Consider the following 24895-nt stretch of genomic DNA (forward strand, 5'->3'; position numbering starts at 1 on the left):
TTAATCGCTATTTTGAAAAGATTCCACATCGCTCTTAATTAATTCTTTAAGTTCATCCTCTGTTGGAAGTTGTAATTTATATTTGCTTACAAAAACTTCTTGTGATAATCCACCCGTAGCATAATGTACCAAAGCAGCATCTCTTTGACTGCATAAAATAATACCTATAGGAGGATTATCGTTTTCTGTCCTTTCATTTTCTTTGAAATAATTCAAATAAAGATTCATTTGTCCAGCATCTGAATGGTCAAACTCTCCGATTTTCAAATCAATTAATATATGGCATTTTAGTATTCGATGATAGAAAACCAAATCTATCCTGTAATGCTTGTTATTGAATGAAATTCTTTTTTGCCTCGCTTCAAAACAAAATCCGCGTCCCAATTCTATCAGAAATTGTTGTAAATGATTGATAATACTTTGTTCTAAATCATTTTCTGAATAAGAGGATATCTCAGGAATATTCAAGAATTCTAAAATATAAGGATTTTTTACTATGTCAGAAAAAGTACTAAAATGATCATTTTTAAGTTTATTTAAAAGTAATTCTTTATTGGTACTCAATCCAATTCGCTCGTAGAGCAGTGAATTTACTTCTCGTTGAAGTTGTCTAACCGTCCAATTGTTTTTTACAGTCTGAATTTCATAAAAACTTCTTTGTAAAGCATTTTCTATTTTAATAAACTCTAATATATGTGTAAAACTTATTTTACTAATGAATAGACCCGGATTTTCGACTGCAATAGATTTTACCTCTTCTTTACTTCTAGTTTGTTCAATTACTGAATGTCGAATGGCTTTTTTTTCTAAATTGAATTCTCCAATCATTGATTGGATAATTACAAGCTTTTCATTTTCAAAACTTTGAAACTGCTCAGTGACTAATTGAATAATTGAGGGATAGGTCAAAAAGAAGTTTTTAAAACTATGCAACATCATAAAGGACATACCCTTTATGTTTTTCTCTTTTAATTTTTTTGCTAAATTCTTATATATTTTTTCACCATATTCAGCCCTTTCTTTTCCCTTTTGTTCAATTTGAAACAAATACATACCAATCAACCAATTACGCAATGTATACGCATAATTGACCTGACGATTTGCGTAATCGCTGAAATAAGAATGAATATTCTCTATTTGAATTGATATATTTTCAATGTCTTCCATTAAACAGAAACAAAATTTTATTATTGGAACTTTATCTAGTTGGAGTCATTTGTCACAACTAAAAAAATTAAATTGAAGTTCACTAAAAAGAATACTTTTCTTTGCAAATATGTTCTTCTGTGGTCACCAAATTTCCGTTTTTGTCTTTCACTTTTTTGGTAACTATTCCACATTCTTTATGATCATTGCTTCTGATAATAAAAAATGTCCCACCAAAACCTAGGGCAAAAGCTAATATAATGAGTACTACTGTTTTCTTGTTCATTTCTAAAATATTACTCTTTCTCAATCACATCCAAATCTACCTTCAAGTTTTTGATGATAAAATCTTGTCGATCTGGTGTATTTTTACCCATATAAAAAGACAATAATTGCTCAATTGAGGTATTTTTATCCATCATAATAGGATCTAATCGGATGGTTTCTCCAATGAAATTTTTGAACTCATCTGGCGAAATTTCCCCTAGTCCTTTAAATCGCGTAATTTCTGGTTTGGGTTTTAATTTTTCAATGGCATCCCTGCGCTCTTCATCAGAGTAGCAGTAAATGGTTTCTTTTTTATTTCGAACTCTAAAAAGTGGCGTTTGCAAAATATACAAATGCCCTTCTTTGATTAATTCAGGGAAAAATTGCAAGAAAAAGGTAATCAACAACAAGCGAATGTGCATTCCATCGACATCAGCATCGGTTGCAATTACAATATTGTTGTAACGCAAGTCACCCATATCTTCTTCGATATTCAAAGCCGCTTGCAACAAATTGAATTCTTCATTTTCATACACAATCTTCTTACTCATTCCGTAAGAATTCAAAGGTTTACCACGCAAACTAAAAACCGCTTGTGTATTCACATCACGCGATTTGGTAATCGACCCCGAAGCCGAATCTCCCTCGGTGATAAACAACGTACTTTCTAAATATCTTGGATTTTTGATATCTGGTAAATGCACACGACAGTCTCTCAACTTCTTATTGTGCAAACTGGCTTTTTTAGCTCGGTCTTTCGCTAATTTTCGAATCCCTGATAATTCTTTACGCTCGCGCTCGGCTTGTAGAATTTTTCGAAGCAACAAATCGGCTGTTTCTGGATTTTTGTGTAAAAAATTGTCTAATTTATTTTTCACAAAGTCATTCACAAACGTTCTAACCGATGCCATTCCTGGCTCAGAACCCATATCTGTAGAACCTAATTTCGTTTTGGTTTGGGATTCAAAAACAGGTTCCATCACCTTGATACTAACCGCACTCACAATGGATTTACGAATATCCGAAGGGTCGAAGGCTTTATTGTAAAATTCACGTATGGTTTTGACTACGGCTTCTCTAAAAGCTACAAGATGCGTTCCACCTTGCGTCGTATTTTGACCGTTTACAAAAGAATGGTATTCCTCGCTGTATTGCGATTTACTGTGGGTCATGGCTACCTCAATATCATCCCCTTTGAGATGGATAATAGGGTACACCATATCTTCCTCGGCAATATTTTCATCTAATAAATCTTTTAATCCATTTTCAGAAAAATATTTTTCACCGTTATAGATGATTGTTAGCCCAGTATTTAGGTAACAATAATTTTTTAGCATTTTGACTATATATTCATTTCTGAATTTATAGTTTTTAAAAATGGCTTCATCGGGGATAAAAGTAACTTTGGTTCCTTTACGTTTGGTGGTTTCGATAATATCTTCTTCTAAAACCAAATTCCCTGCTGAAAACTCAGCCGCTTTTTGCTTCTCATCACGAACCGATTCAACTCTAAAATAATTGGACAAAGCATTCACCGCCTTGGTTCCTACTCCATTCAATCCTACCGATTTTTTGAAGGCCAGAGAGTCATATTTTCCACCAGTATTCATTTTAGAAACCACGTCGATTACTTTTCCTAAAGGAATACCTCGGCCATAATCGCGAACCGCAACCGTTTTGTCTTTAATGGTCACTTCGATAGATTTCCCAGCGCCCATTACGAACTCATCAATACAGTTGTCTAAAACTTCTTTTAATAAGATATAAATACCGTCATCCGGCGACGAACCGTCTCCCAGCTTCCCGATATACATTCCAGGACGCATTCGGATGTGTTCTTTCCAATCGAGTGAACGTATATTGTCTTCGTTATAAGTATTTTGCTCAACCATAAACCAATTTTGGATTTTCATGCAATATAGCACATATAACCAAAAAATGAAAGGCGATCATTTGCTATTTTTAGAAACCCAACATTACAAAGAGTTTACAAGATTTTTGAATAAATACCCGTGATTTTTTTTGAGAATTATGTCTTAATCCGAATGATCCCCTATTATTTGAAACCCTACAAAAAGAAGTAAAAAAATAAAGACACAAAAAAAGCCTTGAATTTCTTCAAGGCTTTTATTCTGGGTGGCTGACCGGGTTCGAACCGGCGACCCGCGGCACCACAAACCGCTACTCTAACCAGCTGAGCTACAACCACCATTTTTGCTTAGCGGTTGCAAATATAGAACAATTGTTTGCTTCTGCAAAGGTTTTTTGAAAAAAAATACAATAAAATTACTTCAAATCACTTAAACTATTGACTGCCAAATACCTTTCGACTGTAAAACCTTCAGCATGTTCTACGCCTGTTAAGCGACCTAAATCGCGGGAGCGATAATTTAGGCTTTCTAAAAAGTTTTTACTTGATATGGGTGACTCCGGTTCCTTAGAATTTGGATCGTAAAATTGAGAACGATAAGCCAAAATAGCGGCAGTTTTTTCCGTTTCAAAACCTGAAACATCTACTACAAAATCTGGCACGATATTTTTCCACTGGATGTAATGGTAAACCACTTTAGGGCGCCAAGCTTTTTGCAATTGCCCATCAAGAGTAGTTTCGATACGCACCAAACCCGACAGAAAGCATGCGTCTGAAACCAGCTGACTCCCTTTGGCATGATCGATATGACGGTCGTCTACGGCATTACAAAGTACGATTTCGGGTTGGTATTTTCGGATCATTTTTATGACTTCGAGTTGGTGGGCTTCATCATTTATGAAGAATCCATCTCTAAAACTTAAATTTTCTCGTACGGAAACACCCAATATTTTGGCGGCTGCAGTGGCTTCTTGATCGCGAATTTCAGCTGATCCTCGCGTGCCTAATTCGCCACGGGTAAGATCTACAATACCTACTTTTTTTCCTAAAGCTATTTCTTTTAAAATGGTTCCCGCGCAGCCCAATTCCACATCATCGGGGTGTGCGCCAAAGGCTAGTATGTCTAACTTCATGATTGTTTAAAATATTTATTGGTAAATATACTAAAAAAGTACTTTTGCTCTAGGAGGATTGATTCGTCAAATGCGTCCCCTAAAGATCGTTCTTCTATCCACTTTGCTTCTCGTTCTTCTATTATGCCCCAGATAGTAGTGGAAAGCCCGGACCTCCAAACTGCCTTTTTTCTTGGCTCAAAAGAGCGACCAACGGAAGCTCCTTTTGGGCCTTAGAAAAAGACAGTTTGGAGGGAGGACTTGTAACGGATAGCTGGATTAGGCACATTATAAAAAATAGACTATTTTTACTTTTGGTTTTTACTCCGAATTAAGTGGGCAGGAAATAGAAGTGATTTTTTTTTCTACCACTAAGAAAATTAAGTTATTACTTTTTAAAAACCACACAATTAAGGATAAAACCTTATTTTTTATAAAATAGTACTATGACCAAACAGGAGAAAGTTGACTTTGTAATTGAAACTTTACAAGATTTATACCCTACAATTCCCATTCCATTAGATCATAAAGATCCGTATACATTATTGATTGCTGTACTACTTTCGGCACAATGTACGGATGTGAGAGTGAACCAAATTACGCCCCTTTTGTTTGCTAAAGCCGATAATCCGTATGATATGGTAAAACTTTCGGTGGAGGAAATTAAAGAAATTATTCGCCCCTGTGGCTTGTCGCCCATGAAATCAAAAGGTATTTACGGATTATCGGAGATTTTGATCGAAAAACACAATGGGCAAGTCCCTGAGAGTTTTGAACTGCTGGAGGAATTGCCTGCTGTGGGACATAAAACGGCCAGTGTGGTGATGTCTCAGGCTTTTGGTGTACCGGCTTTTCCCGTAGATACGCACATTCATCGTTTGATGTACCGATGGAATTTGACCAACGGAAAAAATGTAGTGCAAACGGAGAAAGATGCCAAACGCTTGTTTCCAAAACAGCGATGGAATGATTTGCATTTACAAATTATTTGGTACGGTCGGCAATATTCGCCCGCAAGAGGATGGGACATGGAAAAAGACATTATCACAAAAACGATTGGGCGCAAATCCGTTCTTGAAGATTATTATAAAGGAAAATAATGATCTGAATATTCGTTGATAAAACAAAAAAGAGGTCGTCTGTTTATAGACCACCTCTCTGGAATAAGGATTTTAATTCTTTAGAATTTGATAGCTTTTTGTAGCGGTTTTTACAACGCTAAGGGCTTTGGAGTAATCTAAAAGAAAAGAAACTACGGTTGCCTTCGGTTTCATTTCTTGGATAACTGCCTTTTTTTTAGAGTAAAGTTTTGCCATATATTGCAATAATTATGAGTTAAAAAATTAAATAACTCTAAAATAACGACAATAATTAGCTTTTAGTATTAATTCGTTAAAATAATTTGATGTTTGTCTATCACTTTTCTCAAATTAAGCAAGGCATAGCGCATTCTTCCTAGTGCTGTGTTGATGCTAACTCCTGTAGATTCTGATATTTCTTTGAAACTCATGTCTTGATACATGCGCATCATCACGACTTCTTTTTGATCTGCTGGAAGTTCTTCAATAATACGTCTCAAATCTCTTTCTACTTGATTAGTTATCCATTGATTTTCGATTGTCAAGCTATCATCTGACATGATGGAAAAGATTGAAAAATCCTCTGTTTCACGAAATAATGGCATTTTTTTATTTCTCCTAAAATGATCTATAATCAAGTTATGGGCAATACGCATCACCCAAGGCAGAAACTTCCCTTCTTCGTTGTATGTGGTTGTTTTTAAGGTTCGAATTACCTTCATGAAGGTATCTTGAAAGATATCATTGGCCAAGTCTCTGTCGGGAATTTTGGAATAGATGAATCCAAATATTTTTGATTCATGGCGTTTAATTAACAATTCTAATGCTGCTTCATTGCCTGAAACATAAGCTTGCACTAAATATGCGTCTGTGAAGTTTTTAGTTGCCATAACTATACTTTTTAGTTGAATTAAATTTGGGGAATTTTCTAAAAAAGTAATTTTATGCTATAGGCTCTACAAAATTTTGGTTGGTTAATTGTGTCAAATTTAACTATTTTTCCCAAAAACAAACTGTTTTTTTTAACTTTTTTAATAAAAAGCAATTCTTTGAAACAATACAAGTACTGCCATCAAAAAAGTAGTTTATGAATTCTCCTATTTATATAATTATTCCCATTGCAACAAAAGCCTAATAGGAAATAATAAAAATATAAAACCGTCTTAAGAAAATATCGCGATCAACCTTTGATCCTGAGATTTCCTTAAGACGGTTTTATTGAATGCCCCTATTTAAATACTAGTTGATTAATTGAAAATCAGCTTGTAACGTTTGAGCCGAGTTGCCTCCTACAAACACTTTAAATTCCCCTTTTTCAGCTTCCCATTTATTATTGGCAGAATAAAATTCTAACATTTTTTCGTCAATGGTAAAGGTTACCTTTTTGGATTCGTTAGGTTGTAATTCAATCCTTTCAAAACCTTTTAGTTCCAGTACTGGACGCGTTACGCTGGCAAATAAGTCATGAATATACAATTGTACCACTTCTTTTCCTGCTACTTTTCCTGAATTGGTTACCACAACAGACACTTCAATTGTTCCATTTGATTTTAAAGTAGGAGCAGATAATTTCAAATCCGCATAATCAAACTTAGCATAACTTAAACCATAGCCAAAAGGGTACAAAGGCGTGTTTTTTTCGTCAATAAAATGCGACCAAAAAACGGTACCAGGATCTAATGCATAAGGACGTCCTGTGTTTTTGTGATTGTAATAAATTGGGACTTGGCCTACGCTACGTGGAAAGGTCATGGGTAATTTTCCACTCGGATTGTAATCACCGTATAGCACTTGTGCAATGGCATTCCCACTTTGAGCTCCTAATTGCCAAGCTTCAACAATGGCTGGAATGTTTTCATCTGCCCAAGGAATAGCCAAAGGACGTCCGTTTTGTAATACTAAAACAACATTTTTGTTGACTGCATAAATCGCTTCTAATAATTCTTGTTGCACACCTGGTAAGGTAATATCGGCTCTGCTTCTCGCCTCACCTGATTGTAGTCCGTGTTCGCCCAAAACCATCACCACTACATCAGCTTTTTGGGCAGCCGCAATGGCTTCTGGAAAACCACTTTTGTCAGTGGTATTAAGTTTGGCTTCAAAAACAAATTTAGGTTCTTCGGTCACTACCTCAGCTCCTTTGGCAAAAATCAATTCATTTTCGGTATAGGCTTGCATTCCTTCTAAAACCGATACAGCTGAATTTTCGTCAGCAGCTAAGCGCCAGTTGCCCAGCGGACTGGTTTTATCCGAAGCCAAAGCGCCAATTAAAGCAATTTTTTGACCTGATTTTTTCAAAGGCAACAACTCATTATTGTTTTTTAATAGAACAATAGATTTTTTGGCCATATCCAAAACGGTTTGTTGAAATTCGGGTTTCCCTACCGTGGCGGCTTCATGCGCTTCATCACAATATTTGTACGGATCATCAAACAGGCCTAATAAAAATTTGGTTCTTAAAATACGTTTCACCGCATCGTCTACCAAGCTTTCTTTTACTTTTCCTTCGCGAACCAATTGTGCCAAATGATCAACATAGGCATAGGATTCCATGTCCATATCCGATCCAGCATTTAGAGCAAATTCGGCTGATTGTTTTAAATCCTTGGCATAACCGTGCAATTGCATTTCTAGAATAGATCCCCAATCAGAAACGACAAATCCTTGAAATCCCCAATCGCCTTTTAAAATTTTACGTTGTAAATATGCATTACCCGTTGCAGGAATTCCGTTGAGTTCATTGAATGAATTCATAAACGACAACACTCCTGCATCTACCGCTGCTTTAAAAGGAGGCATCACTATATTGTGAAGCGTTGATTCGCCAATGTCTACCGTATTATAATCTCTACCAGACTCGGCAAAAGCGTAGCCAGCAAAATGTTTGGCACAGGCCAAAATGTTTTTATTCGAACTGAAATCGCCTTGAAAACCTTCGACTCTAGCTTTGGCAATTAAACTACCTAAATAAGGATCTTCTCCTGCTCCCTCCATTACGCGTCCCCAACGCGCGTCTCTACCAACATCCACCATGGGCGCAAAGGTCCAGTTGATACCAACGGCTCCAGCCTCTTCCGCAGCCATGGCCGCCGAGGCTTTAATGGCTTCTAAATCCCAACTCGCACTTTCCGCTAATGGAATAGGGCTTATGGTTTTGTAACCATGAATCACGTCAAAACCAAATAATAAAGGAATACCTAAACGGGTTTCTTCTACCGCAATTTTTTGCAAGGCACGCACGTCTTTTACCCCTCTAACATTAAGCATCGAGCCAACATAGCCTTTTCTTAAATCGTCATATTTCTTGGCCGCTTTACCCTCTTGTGGTTTGGGTCCTGTAACATCCCAAAAACCATTGTATTGGTTCAATTGTCCCACTTTTTCTTCGAGTGTCATTTTTTTTAATAACCCTGACACCTTTTTGTCTAAACTAACCGCAGTGTATTTGGATTTATTTTGAGCCAAAACACTACTAATTTGCAGTATCAAACTCATAAGTATCAATAGTATTTGTTTTTTTCTCATTTGTTTATATTTAATTAGATTCAATTTCTTTCCAAGTTTATTAGTGTTCCAAATATTGTAAATCATGTAGAATACATCCGAAGTCACATCTTACAACAAACTTTTATTTATTTAAATGCAAAAAACAATACTACTTGCATAGTATTGTTTTTTTTCTTTGCTCCTTGAACAAAAAAACGAATAATTTACAAATAAAGGAAGCAGCACTATAACTTTATCATTTTTTTGACTAAATGAAGTATGTTTTCCTACTTTGTTAAGGCTTTCCTTTGATCCAATGCTTGTTTAATTTCTTTGGCTTTTTCTTCGCTCAAATCATAGTCTTTCATGATCCACATGGCGATCAAGGTCCCACATATAGGAATTCCTGAAAAGAAAAGTCGTAAACCAGTAACAGCGCCTTCTGATTGAGTAGCAGCACCTGCTTCAAAGGCCACAGCCGACATAATTACTCCTGTTAAAAGCCCTGCAATAGCAAAACCAAACTTTACCATCCACCAGTAAATAGCTCCAAACACTCCTTCCCTTCTTTTTCCTGAAGCTAATTCATCCATATCACACACATCGGCTGTCATAGACATCATCATGGTAAATAAACTTCCGATACCAAAGGAGAAGAAAGGCAAGGCAAACAAAAACATATAAGGTTTACCTGGAATAAAGAGAAACCAAAGCAAAATATAGCCAAAAATGGAAATACCTTGACAAATTAAAAAGGTTTTCTTTTTTTCGATTTTCTTAGACATCCAGGCTACAATCGGAATGACGATAAAAGTGGTCGACAATGCCCCAATACAACCAAAAAGTGTAGGCCAAATACCCGAAGCCGCGGTATCTCCATTAAACAAATAATAGACCACAATAAAAAAAGTAAATCCTGCTACTGTATTAAAGGCATTAAAGATAAAGAAGGTAGCAATACACAACTTTCTAAACGGTTTATTACGAAAGGCTTCTTTAAAATTCAACAAGATTTCTTTCATACTTCCTCCAATGGTTTTGAAGGTTAATGGCTCTAATTTATCATCAAATTGTGTGGATTTACTTTTGATAAAAATAGCTGGTACCATAGCCAAAATCATGAACACAATACCCACCCAAACTGCTAAAGTTCTAGTCGCAGTATCGGCATTAGGAAACCATGAAGGGTCGTACATAATTACCCAAAACCAAGGCGCAATTACCCATGCCCATTGACCAATCCATTGTGAAACAGCCATGATGGATGTACGCTCATGAAAATCATCGCTCATCTCATACCCCATGGCTACATAAGGAACACTAAAAATAGATAGTCCGATGTGAAAAATAAGCGACCAAATCAGGAAAAAAGTAAAATTATACAACACACTATCTTCTCGATATAACTGCCACATAATTATAAATGAAATCCCCATAATTATGGAACCCAAAAAAACATACTGTCTTCTTCTGCCCCAAACTGATTTGGTATTATCTGAAATAAATCCCATGATAGGGTCGAAAAACGCATCGACAATTCGTGGTACAAAAAACAATACTCCCCACATCCAAGAGGGCATGCCTAAATTCTCTACCAAAACCACCATAAATATACCCAGTGCCGCAGGAAACATTTGGTTGGCTAACATCCCCAATCCAAAAGCTATTTTTTGTCCCATCGGTACTTTATTGACCAAGCTTTTACTAGTATTATTCATATTTTTTTTATTTAAAAAAGTAATGAGCTATCATATCGAAGCAGTTTTACCTCATCAACATTCCATTACTTTTCGTTACTTTAATTAATGCTTCATTGCGGGAGTTTTAACTTCTTTCCACAACGCTGCTTCGTTTCCATCGTAAGTTTTTGTAATGGACTTTCCATCACGGGTAAGGTTTTTAAAAACGCCTTGATCTACTAAATTCCATAGTGCATATTTGGCTTGGCCTTGTAAATTGATCAATCCAAAGTGATTTTCAGACCCCAAAGAATTTTTGCTATCTTTCCATTGTTCGTCAAACCCTTCAAAGTAAAAAAGTGACACGCCTGTGGTTGTACTCCAGTCTCTCATAAGTTGGAAATAGACTGCGGCTTTGTATTCGTCGGTAGCTTTGGAGCCCTCGGTACCATAAAACTCGTTCGACACACTGGCCCAACCTGTTTCGCCAATATGCATTGGTTTGTTGATGCCTAAGGAGGTCATGTATTTTTTTACGTTCGAAAATTGCGAAATGGCATAGTCTCGAGCGCGTTCCATCGCCTTGTTAATTTTTTCTTTTTCAGAAAGATTCGCTTCCTCTGGCAGCACTCCCCAAAATTGTGGGTTGTAATGCGTATCATGCATCGGATAGGTGTGCACTGAAATATAATCTATCGCTTTCATCAATTGGGTCAAGTCTTCCACATGATATTCTTTGTCGCCCCCGCCCCAAGAGGCAAAATTGTCGGAGCTGGTAATCCAAAGGTCTTTGGGTAGGTCGCCTTTTTGCTTTAAGGCTTGCAAATGATTCACCCATTTCAAAATAATATTGGGTTCTACATAATAGGCGTAGGCCCATTTGACCATGGCTTCATTGCCCACGGCAATTATTTTGATGATGTCGGGATACAATTTTGTCAAGCGAACGGCTTCGGCAATTTCGATAGGATTACGTTCGCTGTCTTGATTACGAATCAAAGGCTGATCGGTCCATGAATTCTTGCAATCAATCCAAGCGCCTAGCATCACGTACATTTCAAAAGCTGGGTTTTCCTTTCGGAGCAATCGAATGGCTTCTAACAGACGGGCCGTTTCCGCATAATGCACATTATAGGTGCGCAAGACTTTAACATTCATAGCCGAAAGTATCCTCAAATCGTCTGCAATTTGCGCCAACGTAGGCACCACTTCTCTGGAATTGGTTCGGTACCCACCATAACACATGGCTTGGTAGTTGGGATTGCCCAAGAGCGTTGCCGCCGAAACTTCTTTGGGTAAGGAAGTTTGGGTGGATTTACAACTCAAAAAAGCCATCGTTAGCAGTAGGACTACAATAATTGGGCTGTTTTTTTTCATTTTAAATGGACTTTAAAGAAACCGTAAGCAGCCTAATTTCACCAGTTCTGTTGGCAATTTTTTGGCTTAACTCGTGGGTCAAGGTAGTACCGTCCCACTTTTCTTTGGCTCCTGATTTAAAATGTACTTCGATTGCCTCTTGCTCCGCCAATTGGTACACTACAGGCACCTGACACACCGTAAAAGCCAAACTTTCAGGGTGTAACGTCAGGGTGTATTTCTCATTATGAAGATCATAAAACGTTACTTCTTCCGTTTGCGTCAAGAACTGATTTTTATCTAAAAAGGTAGGAGCAAATGACAAAACACCAGCTTTGACTTGCAATCCTAATTCGCCTTTTCGGGTCAAAATATCCTCTTTTACTTGTCCCGTCATACCCGGTTGTTGTGCGCCACGGTGTGATGGTGTATGCGAATACGGATCGGTGGTAAACGCACCATACAATTTCGTGGTTTTATGTACGCCAATTCCGGCTTTCACTCCATAATAATGCTCGCGTAAAGCCCCAACTAGCGTTGGTTCTTTTTGTTCTTCGGTGGCTTTTTGCAGCACTTCTTGAACCGCTACGTGCAGTTTCGAAATCATGTGCCAGAATGTAGAACCTAAACCTTCATAACCAAAGAATGTCCCGGAGCGTCCTGTAAAAGCTTTATGATTGAATACCTCTTCAAAAATTTGAAAGATCAGTGCCGATTCTTGTGCCACTAAAGCGCTGTATTGCTCCTTTTTCTGAAGTTGTGCTAAGGATTTTTTCACATCATCGGCATTATGGAAATTACCGTTAAAATGATACACCCCTTTCCTATCTTGATTCACAATAGCCCCATTTCCATCGGCTAATAATTGGGAAAGCAATTTTGATTTTTGAACGCTTTGTGCTGGAATACAGTTTTTTTCTAAAAACTTAGGTAAGTCTTTGTTCGGATACAACATGTAGGTGTTTTGATCTGCGCGATACAAAGCACTGTTTCGCATTGCATCAATCGTTTTTAGCGCCGCTTCTGAACTCAAATAGCCCGAACTTAAAACCGCCACTTGCCCTTCTAGCATTTCGCTTAAGTAAGAAATCGTTACGCCTTCATTTTCGATAGACATCAAATTGTAGGCGTGGTACAAGTCGTCTGTACGTTCATTGGCTTTGATAGTATGATCTAAAAAGCGTAACGTTAAAGCCGTGAAATCTACTAATTCCGACACTTGCAAGGCGTGTTTTTGCCCAGAGAAACCAAAACTATAAATGTGCAAACGGTATTTTGAAGCGGCTTCACCCAACTCATCCAAGATGGCTTTGCGTTGTACATTGTCAATTTTTCCTGCCAGCCCCTTTTCATTTTCGATGAAACATTCTGAAATACCAGCAAAAAACTGCAACAATTCATTAGAAATTGCTACACTTTCCTTTGGATAAGCAGCCAACATCGTACCGAATGAAGTCATGAAACGACGTAAATAATACAGGGTCACCATAGACACGCCATTCCCCACTAAAGCATTATTGGCATCATTCCATTCTGGACGTTGTGTGTTCATCCAAATTCCACCTTCGGGTATAAAGTTGGATAATTTGGCTAAGATCATCGCCAACATCTTTTCGATGAAATTAACATGATGAATTTCATTTTTAGCCGTCACCAACAAAGCGCCATCAGCTCCTAATTGGGCTTTACGCTCGAGAATTACTTTTTCCCAACTGTGACTGTAATCGATGGTCTCTTTTGAATTCTTTAAAATGTCTTGGTAAGGTTTGATGGTATACGGCACGGCAGCATATACGAAGCAATTTTTATCAAAATACTCTTGTAGTTTTCCAGGGTAGTATTTTTCGGCAAATTCTAAAAATTTCTGCAAGTAAATCACTTGATGATCGCCCCAGTAGCCGATGTAGGACCAAGGATTATCGGGTTCTATGGCTTCCCAATCGAAACCACTTTTGGTCACACGGTACGGATTGTAGCCATCAAAAGTAGAAGCATTCAAGAATTTATGAATCATACCTTCGATGAAATTAGGATAGGCATAGGCTAAGGCTTCCCAGTTTTGGAAAATATCTCTCCAATTGCCTTCATAATCTAGTACTTTGGAACCGTCTGACTCGTTGCGGGTGTTAATGGAAAATTTATTCCACGGACGACTTGGATCGCCATGACGACGACTGAATTTTAACGGTAAATATTCGGTACACAATCGCACTAGATCCTGATCTTCTTGATTTTCTAGGCTTTGCAATAAGTCGGTATAATTGAATTCTTGTCCTAAATTATCAAAGAAAGCTTGGTTTTTGGCAAAAACTTCGGCATTGGCTTTTTCAAAATAAGACACAAAATCGTCTTTTCCGATCAGATAATTTTCGTCAAAAATTCCGCCACGCATACAGTTGAACAGTACATTAGAGAAATGACGCGCATCGGAACGTTTGTCAGCGGTATATTGTAAGCCATCAGAGGCGGCATTGAGCGCCATTAAATTTTGGGTACCCAACACGACATCTTGGTCCAACTGATTTTCTAGCGAAGCATCGGTAGTAATCGCTTCGCAAAGGGCCACTACTTGTGCTTGATTTTGATTCACATTGGTCACGAACTTCCAAGATTTGGTAGCATTCGCGGCTATTGAAAGTTCACTTACTACAAAATAAGCGCCTTTTTCACCTTTATTATCGGTTTCTTGAGTTACTTTTTGCCCTTTTCTAAAAGCAGGCAATTGTTTTGAAGACACTAAGTACGTTGGGTTTTCAGTACCTAATGACCATACTACATTGGCTTTCAGCGCCTCGCTAGGTTCGGCCCTGTCCACAATGATGGCACTTAAGGCAAAAATACCTAAACCGCTTTCTGCGTGCAATTCGGAACGTTTGTAGGCATCTACCAAGTTGCTCGTGCTGTTTTGTAAATCGCTATGCACCCCATATGGCATGACATTTTGAAGACCGTCTAACACGGTAATTTGATACTCTTTATCCGAGCTATTGATAACAGATGATTTTTTTACAAATCCAAAACGATCGCTAGAACTCCATTGGTAACGGAAGGTCAATTTCAAATCGGTATTGATTTCTTCAAAAATGATGCTATTGCCATAGAAACTTTTGTACAAATTTTTGGTCAAAGTGTACTTTTCGTTGAAACGATCGCTGAAAGGTTCCCAAAGTTGCGTTTGTCCGTCCAAATGCATTTGAACAATCGTTTTACTTCCGGTAGTATCTACTAATTCGGTAATTTTATCATCGGTATAATAAGGGAACAAAGCAAATTGGGCGTTTTTTCTACCTGCGGTTAGACCACCGTTGCTGGAAATAAACATCCAGTGATCGGAATCGCTAACGATGCTCATAAAAAACGGTCTTAACTCGTCGCTATTTTCTATTTTATAATATTTTTCTCCTTCTAATTCTACTAGAGTCATGAGATATTATTTTTAATTTATTATCTATTTAGTTCAATTGTTTTGGATATCAGAAACAAATTACTTCTGGTATTATTCCAATTATTTTATTTTTATTTTATTGACTTCAATGGCTTTCATCTTCTTTTGAAGTTTTGCCCTCGAGAAGTTTTTGGCATACGGATTAATTTGGTGTATTTCTTTCAAAAGATAATAGGCCAATCTCGGTTGTAGTCCATAGACATCATTGTCAGCAGCTTTTTGTTTGGCACAAATCCCAAACCATTCCTCGTTCATGTTGTTTTTTCCTTTTTCGAAGTCAAAAACATATCCTCCGTTGGCCCATGATGCGTGGGTATCATGCACATTCAAATTAGTGGTTTGTCCCATTTTCCACCAACCATCACTAAATTGGAAAGTGAAACCGCCAATACAATTTTGACTTTTTCCCATTCCAGCGGCATTTTCATAAATTTCTTTCCAATTGCCTTTTAGAATTTCGGCTTGAGCTTTTTGGTCTTCTTTTTGGGTGATGGCATTAAAAGCATCCGATCCGAATTCGGTAAATACTACCGGTTTTCCGAATGATTTGACTGTTTCAAACAAATCACCAAAAGAAATGCCGCGATAGACATTGATGCCTAATATATCAACGGCTGTACACTCTTCCTTAATCATATTAAGGAACAACACATCACCATTACAAATAGCAACTGGATGCGCTACGTCTGCCGCTTTCATAGCAACTGCCGCTTCATTAAAAAGCTGATACATGGCTCTAGCGCGTTTGGTTGATTTTTTGTCTTCAACGGGAATATTCTCGGTTTCGGCACCTTCCCAAAAAAGACCATAATTATTTTCATTCCCCAATAAATACAATAACAATCCTTTGGTGTCTTTATATTCTAGGGCTAACTGTTGGACTTCTTTCAGGAGTGATTCCCGAACTTTAGTATCGGCATACTCGGTATTTGGCATCCAATTTCCATCCACAGCCACGCCGTAACGACCAAAAGAATGATTGAGCATGGTATAAATTCCAAACTTTGAATAAATGTATTCTATCCATTTTTTGGGGATTCCAGTGTACACTCTAATGGTGTTTACACCCATGTTTTTTAACAGCCCCATTTCATGATCCAAAGCCTTAACAATAAAAGCTTCGGGTTGTTCCCACAAGATGTAGGAATAATTTTTATCTATTGGAAAGTAATCCCAATTCATGCCATTGACCATGAATTTTTTTCCATCTACTTGAAGTGCTAAACCTGTCTTGTCTTGATGTACAACTACCTTGTTATTTTGAGCATAAAAAGATAATGAGCCGATTAAAAAAACAACTACTACAATAATTTTGTTCATGTAATTTTTTGATATTTTATTGCAATGTTTTTCTCAACATCCTTAGAAATTGAAAAAAGCATTAAAAAAAATGGTTGGAAAATATGATTTAAGCAGTATTGTATCGTACTACATTATAAAAAAAGCTTCAAAAACAGGTGTCAAAACTAAACACAAAACTGCTTTTGATTATAGTATCAATAAACGAGTAAGCTGCTTGTACAACTTACTCGTTATTGATTACTTAAAAACTATTATTTACCATATACTCTAATATAATCTACTTCCATGGTAGACTGAGTGAATGAGGATTCAACAGGTCCTCCAAGAGTTCCACCCATAGCCACATTCAAGATTAAGAAGAAATCTTTGTTGTAAACAGTAGCAGCATTGTTGTCTAATGAGCTATACAATTTATCATCTACATACAATTTGATAGAAGTCTCAGTCCAAATAGCTTTGTACACATGAAACTCAGTAGCTGCATTAGAAATAGTCGTTTTACCTACAATAGCATTGCCTCCTGAATTGCCAGGAAAATGGAACGCACCGATTACTTCATTTGGATTTTTTCCAACATATTCTAAGAAATCAATTTCGCCACTATTAGGCCAGCCTACTGTTTTATGATCTTGTCCTAACGACCAAACTGCTCCCCAAGTACCTACACCTGCTGGCATTTTGGCTCTAAATTCAACTTTACCGTATTTGAACTTAACTTTATCTTCGGATTTAATTCTAGCAGAGGTGTAATTAGAACCGTCTTTTATTGCTGTAATTTTAAGCATTCCGCCTTCAACTTTTACATTTTCAGCTTTATTGGTATAGGTTTGCAATTCACTATTGCCCCAACCTCCAGCACCTAATTCATACGACCAGTTAGCCGTGTTAGGTGCACCAGCAGTATCAAAATTATCTTCCCAGATTAATTTGTTGAAATTATCCACGGGGGCTTGTGTAGGTTTTGTAGTGGTCAAAATTAAATACCATGCTTCTGCAGGTACACTTCCATGCACAAAACGAACAACCATTCTATTCTCTGTGATAGAAAGGATTTCGAATTGTGTGGCACCAGCATAATAACCGATAAAACCTCCGTCAGAAATGTTCATCACTGTTCCTGTAGTTTGTGTCGCTGCTTCTTTGTTTTTAGTAACAAAAGAAGTAGATGGTGCTAAAGCAACAACTTTAGTCCCTGCTGAATTGAAAGGTAGACATTGATCATCACCACCATTAGTACCACCGCCAACACTCTTATATAATTTATTGAAAAACGTATTGCCTTTGTTGTCTTGAGTGTATTGAATTTTGCCATTTACCAGAGCAAAAGTAAAATCTCCATCATAAAAGCAAGTAGCTCCTTTTTCAAAAGGACCAGCACTATACCAAAGCGGGAAATAATTTTGTTTTTCATCTGTACTATTGGGGCCTACTCCAAAATGCCCTGCTTCGTTAGCAGCAATGTACCATTTTTTACCAGCAGCCGTTCCGCCAGTAAGTAAAGTAGTAGATTTTTCATCACTAAAATTACTGAATACTTTTACATCTACAGTGACAGAAGAAGTTACACCGCCTTTACCGTTGGCAATTACAGTAACGGTATAGGTATTGATTCCTACCGTGGTAAAACCATGTTCTGCCGTTCCTGAAGGAGCAATTTCTGAAACGCCGTCTCCATAAACGTATTTATAAGAAATTGCATTATCAGCTTTGGCTGTAAATTTCACTTTTCCTGAGCCATCTCCATCTGGAGTTTGTGCCGTTTTACCAACTATATCAAAGGTTACAGCCAAGTTAGTAGGTGCGCCCAAAGCGCCAAACTCTACGTTATCGTCTTGACAATTTACTAAAGCTAGTAAGCTGAAGAACGCTATTATATTTAAAAATATTTTTTTCATGTTCTTTTGAATTAATTAGATTGTTTCAAATCATCGAAATAATAAGTCGCTCCTGTTCCTGCCACATCGAAATCAGGAAAAACAGCTACCTTGTTATACGTTTTAGTAGCATCGTATTTACCTGCCAAATCAAAGGTCAGCACTTCCCACGCATTAGCAACGGTGGTTGTTGCTTTTACCTCAAAATTGATTCCACCGTTGGTTTTATCTTCCATTTTGAATAAAATAGTTGCACCAACTTTTGGAGACCATACGGCAATTTTTACTTTAGTTCCTTTGGAGAAATCAATTTTAGAATCCAACTCAATAGTAGCACCAGCCCATGTTTGAGCACCAGAAGGTTTTTCAATAGATACTACTTTATTTGATACATTAGCTCCAGACTTATCAGGATTAGCAATTACTTTTGCTTTTCCTTCAATACCTCCAAAACCTTCCCATCCATAAGTCAACAATGAAGACTCAAAATCAATAGGGAATTCTAATAAAGCACCCGGAGTTTTATAAAAATAGATGTTATCAATAAATACTGATCCTTTTCCAGAAGGAGTTCCTTCAAACTTGAATTGGAAAATATCTTTCACTGTTAAACCTTGACTCGTGAAGGCAGTAATTGGAATTTCGATACTAGTCCATTGGCCTGCTACAAGATCTTTAACTACTGGTTTTTCACCACTAGTTTTACTGATTAAGAAAGTCGTGAATTTTTGAACATCCGCAGTCCAAACATCCATATGAAGAAACTCCATACCAGAAACGTCAACATTGTTTGCAAATTGAGTACCTTGATAACTCAAGTTAATATAGTTTAGCATTTTGTCGCCATTTAAATCAAACTCAGTAGCAGCATAACCCGCTTGAGATTGCCCCCAATTTGGAAAGAAATCAGTACCCGCTAAATTGGTATATTTGGCAGAATAAATAGAAATCACATCTCCAGCTTGACGGTTTGGAGGTGTTGGTGCAGCAGCAAAAGGCTTGTTAACTACCGTCACTGTAAAATCTTGACTAAACTCCGTGGTTTGAATAGCAGCACTTTTGGATACTATACGAATTTTGTACACACCCGGTTGATCATAAGTATAAGAAACCGCTTCTCCGTTGTTTCCAGAAATTGGATTAGGCTTCCCAGCTTCTCCAAAATAAACATCATAGAACAAAGCAAAATCAGCTTTGGCAGTAACGGTTACTTTTTTGGAAACTTGCTTATCGTTTTCAATTGTCACCACCAAATTTTGTGGAGCTTTAAACGAAACCACTACTTTTTGAATGGTTTCAGTTTTATTTCCATTTAAAGTAGTACCCACAATTTTAGCATCATAAACGCCTTCTTTGTATTTGTGATCAACCGTTCCACCTGGCACAACATAAGCAGGTTCTTTGGTACCGTCCCCAAAATAAATTTCGTAACGTGTAACTCCTTCCCCGCGAGGCAAGAAGGTAACCAATCCCGTATTGTCTTGTGTTACGGTGGTTAATGCCGAAATGTTCTTTGGGTTTTCCAATCCATTGATATCGACTACATCATTCTCGTTAGTACAACCCACCATGATGGCAAGCACTAACATATTTATAACATATACTATTTTTTTCATAATATTTATTGTTTAGTATCCAGGGTTTTGCTCCCAATTGCCGTTTGAAAATTGAATTTCTTCGATAGGTAAAGGGAAAATTTCGTTTTTTCCAGCTTTAAAGTTTGGAATGGCTCCTGCTGCTTTTCCAGTACGTACCAAGTCAAAGAAACGGTGCCCTTCGCCTAATAATTCTAATCTTCTTTCTCTGTAAATGAAATCAGTTAATGCTGCACCAGAAGCAGTAATATTGTGATTATCATCCGCAAAAGCACGTTGACGTATTTTATTTAAATACAATCTTGCTTTGGTATCATCAATTCCTCCACGGTTAAAGGCTTCGGCTGCCATTAACAACACATCGGCATAACGAATCGCTCTGTAATTGTTTGGATTAGTCAAGTTCAAATCTCCTGCAGCATCAGCACTACGTTTTCTTGGTAAATACTTTCTATTAAAATATCCTGTGTGTTCGTTTCCTTTTCCAAAAGTAGCTCCAGTACTTGCAGCCCAAGCTTCGATATCAAGAATGGCAACCGTTTTTCGGTTATCTCCACCTTCATAAGCGTTAAAAGCCTCTTTAGTAGGAACGTTAAAGCTAAACCCTGAAGTGAATAAACCACCTGAGTAGTTTCTCACACCATTAAACCCTACTGCTACGTTACCTTCACTACATTGTAAACATCCAAAACCAGCACCTTTAATATCAGTATACTGAACTTCAAAAACAGACTCAGCGTTGTTTTCTCCTGCCATTTCAAAAATAGAGTTGTAATCTGTAACCAAAGAGTACGTATTGGTAGTAATTAAACTCTCTAAAGTTGTAGCTGCTTGCGAAAATTTGTTTTGATACAAATACGCTTTTCCTAATAATGCTAATGCTGCTCCTTTGGTGGCTCTTCCTCTTTCAGAAGGAATGGCTGCCAAGTTTTGAGAAGCATAGATCAAATCGGCTTCAATAGCAGCATATACTTCTGCTGGTGTGCTTCTTTTGATGGTTTTTTCGTCTCCAATTTTAAAACGAGCATCTCCTTTCATTGGAACTCCACCAAACCATTTTACCAACTCAAAATGGTAATATGCTCTTAAAAAACGAGCTTCAGCAATAATTTGCTCTTTCCCAGTAAAATTAGTTTTGTCCTTAAATTCTAGGATATAATTAGTTCTTTGCACTCCAGCAAACATCCAATTCCAAATATCACGTAGGTTGTTATTTACGGGAGTATGAATCATGTCGTCAATTTGTTGAAAACCGATGACATCTGTTGGACTTTCACCACCTGCCAATGTATTATCAGAGGCAATTTCACCTAATAAAACATTCACATACGAAGATTGCAATAAGTCATAAGCTGCAATTAAAGCTCTGTCGTATTCTTCTTTAGAATTAAAATAATTTTCAGAATCAATTGAATATTCTGGCTGACGATCTACAAACTCATCCGTACAAGAAGTAACGGAGAGCGAAGTAACGATAAGTGTTACAATCGATATAAAAAGATATTTTTTCATTGTAATGGCAATTAAAAATTAATGTTTAACCCTAACAAATAGGTTCTTGGTATTGGGTAAAACCCGTAATCAATTCCTCCTCCAATAGGTTTTCCATCAGACGCTCCTGGATCATAACCTTTGTATTTAGTAAAGGTGTATAAGTTGTTTACTCCTGTGTACAACCTGAATTTTGAGATTCCGATTTTTTCAGTAAAATTTGGACTTAACGAGTACCCTATTTGAATATTTTGAATTCTTAAATACGAAGCATCTTCTACGAAATAATCAGAGAAAACATTGTTAGAAGTAGCACCAGTTGTTACTCTTGGCGTTGTGTTGGTAGAACCTTCGCCAGTCCAACGGTCTAAAACATAATTCAAACGGTTGGCATCAGATAATGTTCTTTCGTAATTACGCACCATATCATTACCCACTGAAGCAAAAGTATACACAGCAAAATCAAGATTTTTGTAATTCAATTGCACATTGAATCCCATGGTTGCAGCAGGAACTGGATCACCAATATTGGTTCTATCTTTAGTATCAATCACACCATCGCCATTGTTATCTACAAAACGAATATCACCAGGAGCAGCATTAGCACCTAGAGCTAATTGAGATGGATGTGCGTCAACTTCGGCTTGATTTTGAAAAACACCATCGGTTTTATATCCATAAAAATAGCCAATTGGTTTTCCTACTTCCATTCTTGACGGAGCGGGTTGACCTACTCCAAATGAACCTCCTTCAATAAAACCTGTACCGTTGTTTACCTCTAATACTTCATTATTCAAGAAAGTAACATTGTACCCAACACTTAAAGATAAATCATTACTAAATGTTTTTTTATAATCAAAAGACATTTCTAAACCAGAGTTACGAACGGTACCAGCATTGATTGTTGGTGAACTAGCACCTGGCGCATTGGTACCAATAATACCAGAAACTGGAATATTTGGAATTAATAAATCTTTACGAGTATCTATAAAATAATCGGCAATAACTGATAATTTATTGTCTAAAAATTTGAAATCCAAACCTACGTCAAATTTACGTGCTTCTTCCCATTTTAGGTCGGAATTAGGGGTTTGTCCTACGGCAGTACCATTGGTTAATATGCCATCAAAAACATAAGAAGCCTCACCATTTAAAAATCCTAAATATCCATTGTTAGGAATTTGATCGTTACCTAAAGTACCATAACTCGCTCTTAATTTCATGAAGTTGAATGCTTTTGGCTCACCAAAGAAACCTTCATCTGAGATAATCCATCCTGCAGTAAAAGAAGGGAAATAACCTACTCTATTGTTAGGGCCAAATTTAGTAGAAGCATCACGTCTTAACATCGCAGATAATAAATACTTTCCTTTGTAGTCGTATTGCATTCTACCAAAATAAGACAATCTACGCTCATCATACACATAAGAACTATTGGTTTTTGCTGCCAAAAATCCGGTAGTCAATGAAATATCGGCAAAATCCCAAGAGTTGTTTGGTACATCGTAACCTGTAGCAGATAATCCGCTTCCCCATTGTTTAAAAATAGTATTACCCAAGGTAGCTACTAAGTTGTGATCTTCACCAATTTTTTTAGTGTACGTACCATAAATATCGAAAGAGTAATCGTTATCATTTACTTTTCCTTGTGTTACTGAGCTACGCACTACATCAAATACTTTTCCACCGTAGCTTACTTGTTTGGCAAAGTTTCTAGAATCGCTATGAGCGGTATTGAAACCCATTGTAGCAGAAAGTACAAATCCGTCAAACATTTTGTAATCTAAACCAAAATTACCATTCAATTTTTTGAAATTGTAATCATTGTATGTATTGTCAATTTGCTCAAGCGGATTAATAATTTCATTTCCTAATCCTGCAGTACTTGGAACAAGTGTAAAATCACCTTGAGCATCATATGGTTTTAAAGTAGAAGGAACGTTCAAAGCGTTGAACAATACAGATCCTAAACCGTTCTCATTTAATGTTTTTCTATTGAAATAGGTATAAATAACATTGGTTTTCAACTTTAATTTATCAGTTAAATCTGCACCAAGAGAAATTCTAGCAGTGTTTCTTAAAAACCCAGATTTATCATTTCCTACGATACCTTCTTGGTCTAAATGAGAAGCACTAATGGCATACGTCATTTTTTCGGCACCACCAGAGATGGTAAAATCATGGTTGATAATTGGAACACCCGTTTTGATAACTTCTTTTTGCCAGTTAGTTCCTTTTCCTAACCCAGATACATTTGGATAAGGAATGGTTTGTCCGCCATTAGCGTAGCTTTCGTTTAGTAACAAAGCATATTCTGTGGCATTCAAAGTAGGTAATAATCTTGAGGCTTCTTGAAAACCAACATAAGTGTTGAAGTTTACTTTTGTTTTAGCATTCTTTTTACCTGTTTTGGTAGTAATCAAAATGATACCATTAGCACCAATCGTACCGTAGATCGCTGCTTGAGCATCTTTTAATACCGTAATGGTTTCGATATCATTTGGGTTTAGTAAACCTAACTCACCAATGTAACCATCTATAATGGTAGTTGGTCTGTTTTCACCGTTTGTAGCAATACCACGAATTCGAATGTCTAACCCAGCTCCAGGCGCACCTGATTGTGCCGTTACGTTTACTCCTGAAACCGTTCCTTGTAAAGCTTGCTCTACTTTAATAGGTTTAATCACATCCAGAGATTTAGCATCCAAAACCGAAACGGCTCCTGTTACTTCTCTTTTCTTTTGACTTCCGTATCCAATAACCACTACTTCTTTGAGGGCATTGGATTCTTCATTCATTTTAATAACTAATTTTTCGTTACCTGAAACGGTAACTTTGTAATCAACATAACCTATATAACTAAAGATTAGAGTTGATTTTGGAGCCACTTTAAATAATTTAAAGCCTCCATCAAAGTCCGTTGAGGTACTTTGATTACTGTTGCTTACCTTAACATTAACACCTGGCAGTGCTAATCCCGTTTTGGCATCTAAAACAGTTCCGCTGATTTCATTTGATTGCGAATATCCTAAAATGGATAGCAACATAAATGAAATAAATAGTAGTTTCGATTTCATACTTTGTTTTTTTTATTGATTTGTTAAAATTAGCTAACTATCACGTTGTAGTTCCAAAAAGTACCTCAACAAAAAACATACAATCCTAAAAAAAACAAAAAAAACAACGGAAAGCC

The 24895-nt window shown here is 37.0% G+C and carries 15 protein-coding genes and 1 tRNA gene; 1 reads left to right on the top strand and 15 read right to left on the bottom strand.

The features are described from left to right. The 5 genes from AO58_RS0101575 to bshB1 form a co-directional block, all read right to left on the bottom strand. Positions 1–1167, bottom strand: a complete 1167-nt coding sequence (locus tag AO58_RS0101575; protein ID WP_024980030.1) for a PDDEXK nuclease domain-containing protein — start codon at positions 1165–1167, stop codon at positions 1–3. 82 nt (positions 1168–1249) lie between these two features. Beyond that, entirely contained in the window at positions 1250–1432 is a 183-nt protein-coding gene (locus AO58_RS0101580; protein ID WP_024980031.1) for a hypothetical protein, read from the bottom strand. A 10-nt stretch (positions 1433–1442) separates the two neighbouring features. Beyond that, the gene (locus AO58_RS0101585) at positions 1443–3305 is read right to left on the bottom strand and encodes a DNA topoisomerase IV subunit B (RefSeq protein WP_024980032.1); all 1863 of its coding nucleotides are present in this window, start codon (positions 3303–3305) and stop codon (positions 1443–1445) included. 243 nt (positions 3306–3548) lie between these two features. Continuing rightward, positions 3549–3622 (bottom strand) — tRNA-His (locus tag AO58_RS0101595). 77 nt (positions 3623–3699) lie between these two features. After that, a complete protein-coding gene (gene bshB1 / locus AO58_RS0101600) occupies positions 3700–4416 on the bottom strand; it encodes a bacillithiol biosynthesis deacetylase BshB1 (protein ID WP_024980033.1) in 717 nt (238 codons plus the stop codon). 425 nt (positions 4417–4841) lie between these two features. On the opposite strand from bshB1, the gene AO58_RS0101610 reads away from it, so the two are divergent. Continuing rightward, complete coding sequence (locus tag AO58_RS0101610; RefSeq protein ID WP_024980034.1) at positions 4842–5495, top strand: endonuclease III domain-containing protein; 654 nt, start codon at positions 4842–4844, stop codon at positions 5493–5495. 284 nt (positions 5496–5779) lie between these two features. On the opposite strand, the gene AO58_RS0101620 is transcribed toward AO58_RS0101610, so the two are convergent. The 10 genes from AO58_RS0101620 to AO58_RS0101670 all read right to left on the bottom strand — a co-directional run bounded on the left by AO58_RS0101620 (position 5780) and on the right by AO58_RS0101670 (position 24779). Beyond that, positions 5780–6364: a sigma-70 family RNA polymerase sigma factor gene (locus tag AO58_RS0101620; RefSeq protein WP_024980035.1), complete on the bottom strand. Its 585-nt coding sequence runs from the start codon at positions 6362–6364 to the stop codon at positions 5780–5782. Positions 6365–6713: 349 nt separating this feature from the next. Then, positions 6714–8999, bottom strand: a complete 2286-nt coding sequence (gene bglX / locus AO58_RS0101625; protein WP_024980036.1) for a beta-glucosidase BglX — start codon at positions 8997–8999, stop codon at positions 6714–6716. A 248-nt stretch (positions 9000–9247) separates the two neighbouring features. Continuing rightward, a complete protein-coding gene (locus tag AO58_RS16820) occupies positions 9248–10678 on the bottom strand; it encodes an MFS transporter (protein WP_035717229.1) in 1431 nt (476 codons plus the stop codon). 84 nt (positions 10679–10762) lie between these two features. After that, the gene (locus AO58_RS0101635) at positions 10763–12016 is read right to left on the bottom strand and encodes a glycoside hydrolase family 17 protein (protein WP_244530687.1); all 1254 of its coding nucleotides are present in this window, start codon (positions 12014–12016) and stop codon (positions 10763–10765) included. 1 nt (position 12017) lies between these two features. Continuing rightward, positions 12018–15419, bottom strand: a complete 3402-nt coding sequence (locus AO58_RS0101640; RefSeq protein WP_024980038.1) for a 1,3-beta-D-glucan phosphorylase, GH149 family — start codon at positions 15417–15419, stop codon at positions 12018–12020. 81 nt (positions 15420–15500) lie between these two features. Further along, the gene (locus AO58_RS0101645; RefSeq protein WP_024980039.1) at positions 15501–16760 is read right to left on the bottom strand and encodes a glycoside hydrolase 5 family protein; all 1260 of its coding nucleotides are present in this window, start codon (positions 16758–16760) and stop codon (positions 15501–15503) included. Positions 16761–16993: 233 nt separating this feature from the next. Next, positions 16994–18637 carry a family 16 glycosylhydrolase gene (locus AO58_RS0101655; protein ID WP_024980041.1) on the bottom strand — a complete coding sequence of 548 codons (1644 nt, stop codon included), beginning with the start codon at positions 18635–18637 and terminating at the stop codon, positions 16994–16996. Between the two features lie 11 nt (positions 18638–18648). Further along, positions 18649–20232 carry a hypothetical protein gene (locus AO58_RS0101660; RefSeq protein ID WP_024980042.1) on the bottom strand — a complete coding sequence of 528 codons (1584 nt, stop codon included), beginning with the start codon at positions 20230–20232 and terminating at the stop codon, positions 18649–18651. Positions 20233–20244: 12 nt separating this feature from the next. Then, the gene (locus AO58_RS0101665; protein WP_024980043.1) at positions 20245–21723 is read right to left on the bottom strand and encodes a RagB/SusD family nutrient uptake outer membrane protein; all 1479 of its coding nucleotides are present in this window, start codon (positions 21721–21723) and stop codon (positions 20245–20247) included. Positions 21724–21734: 11 nt separating this feature from the next. Next, complete coding sequence (locus tag AO58_RS0101670) at positions 21735–24779, bottom strand: SusC/RagA family TonB-linked outer membrane protein (RefSeq protein ID WP_024980044.1); 3045 nt, start codon at positions 24777–24779, stop codon at positions 21735–21737. Between the last annotated feature and the right edge of the window lie 116 nt (positions 24780–24895).

Origin of the sequence: Flavobacterium succinicans LMG 10402, from assembly GCF_000611675.1 — a bacterium.
Classification (GTDB): domain Bacteria; phylum Bacteroidota; class Bacteroidia; order Flavobacteriales; family Flavobacteriaceae; genus Flavobacterium; species Flavobacterium succinicans.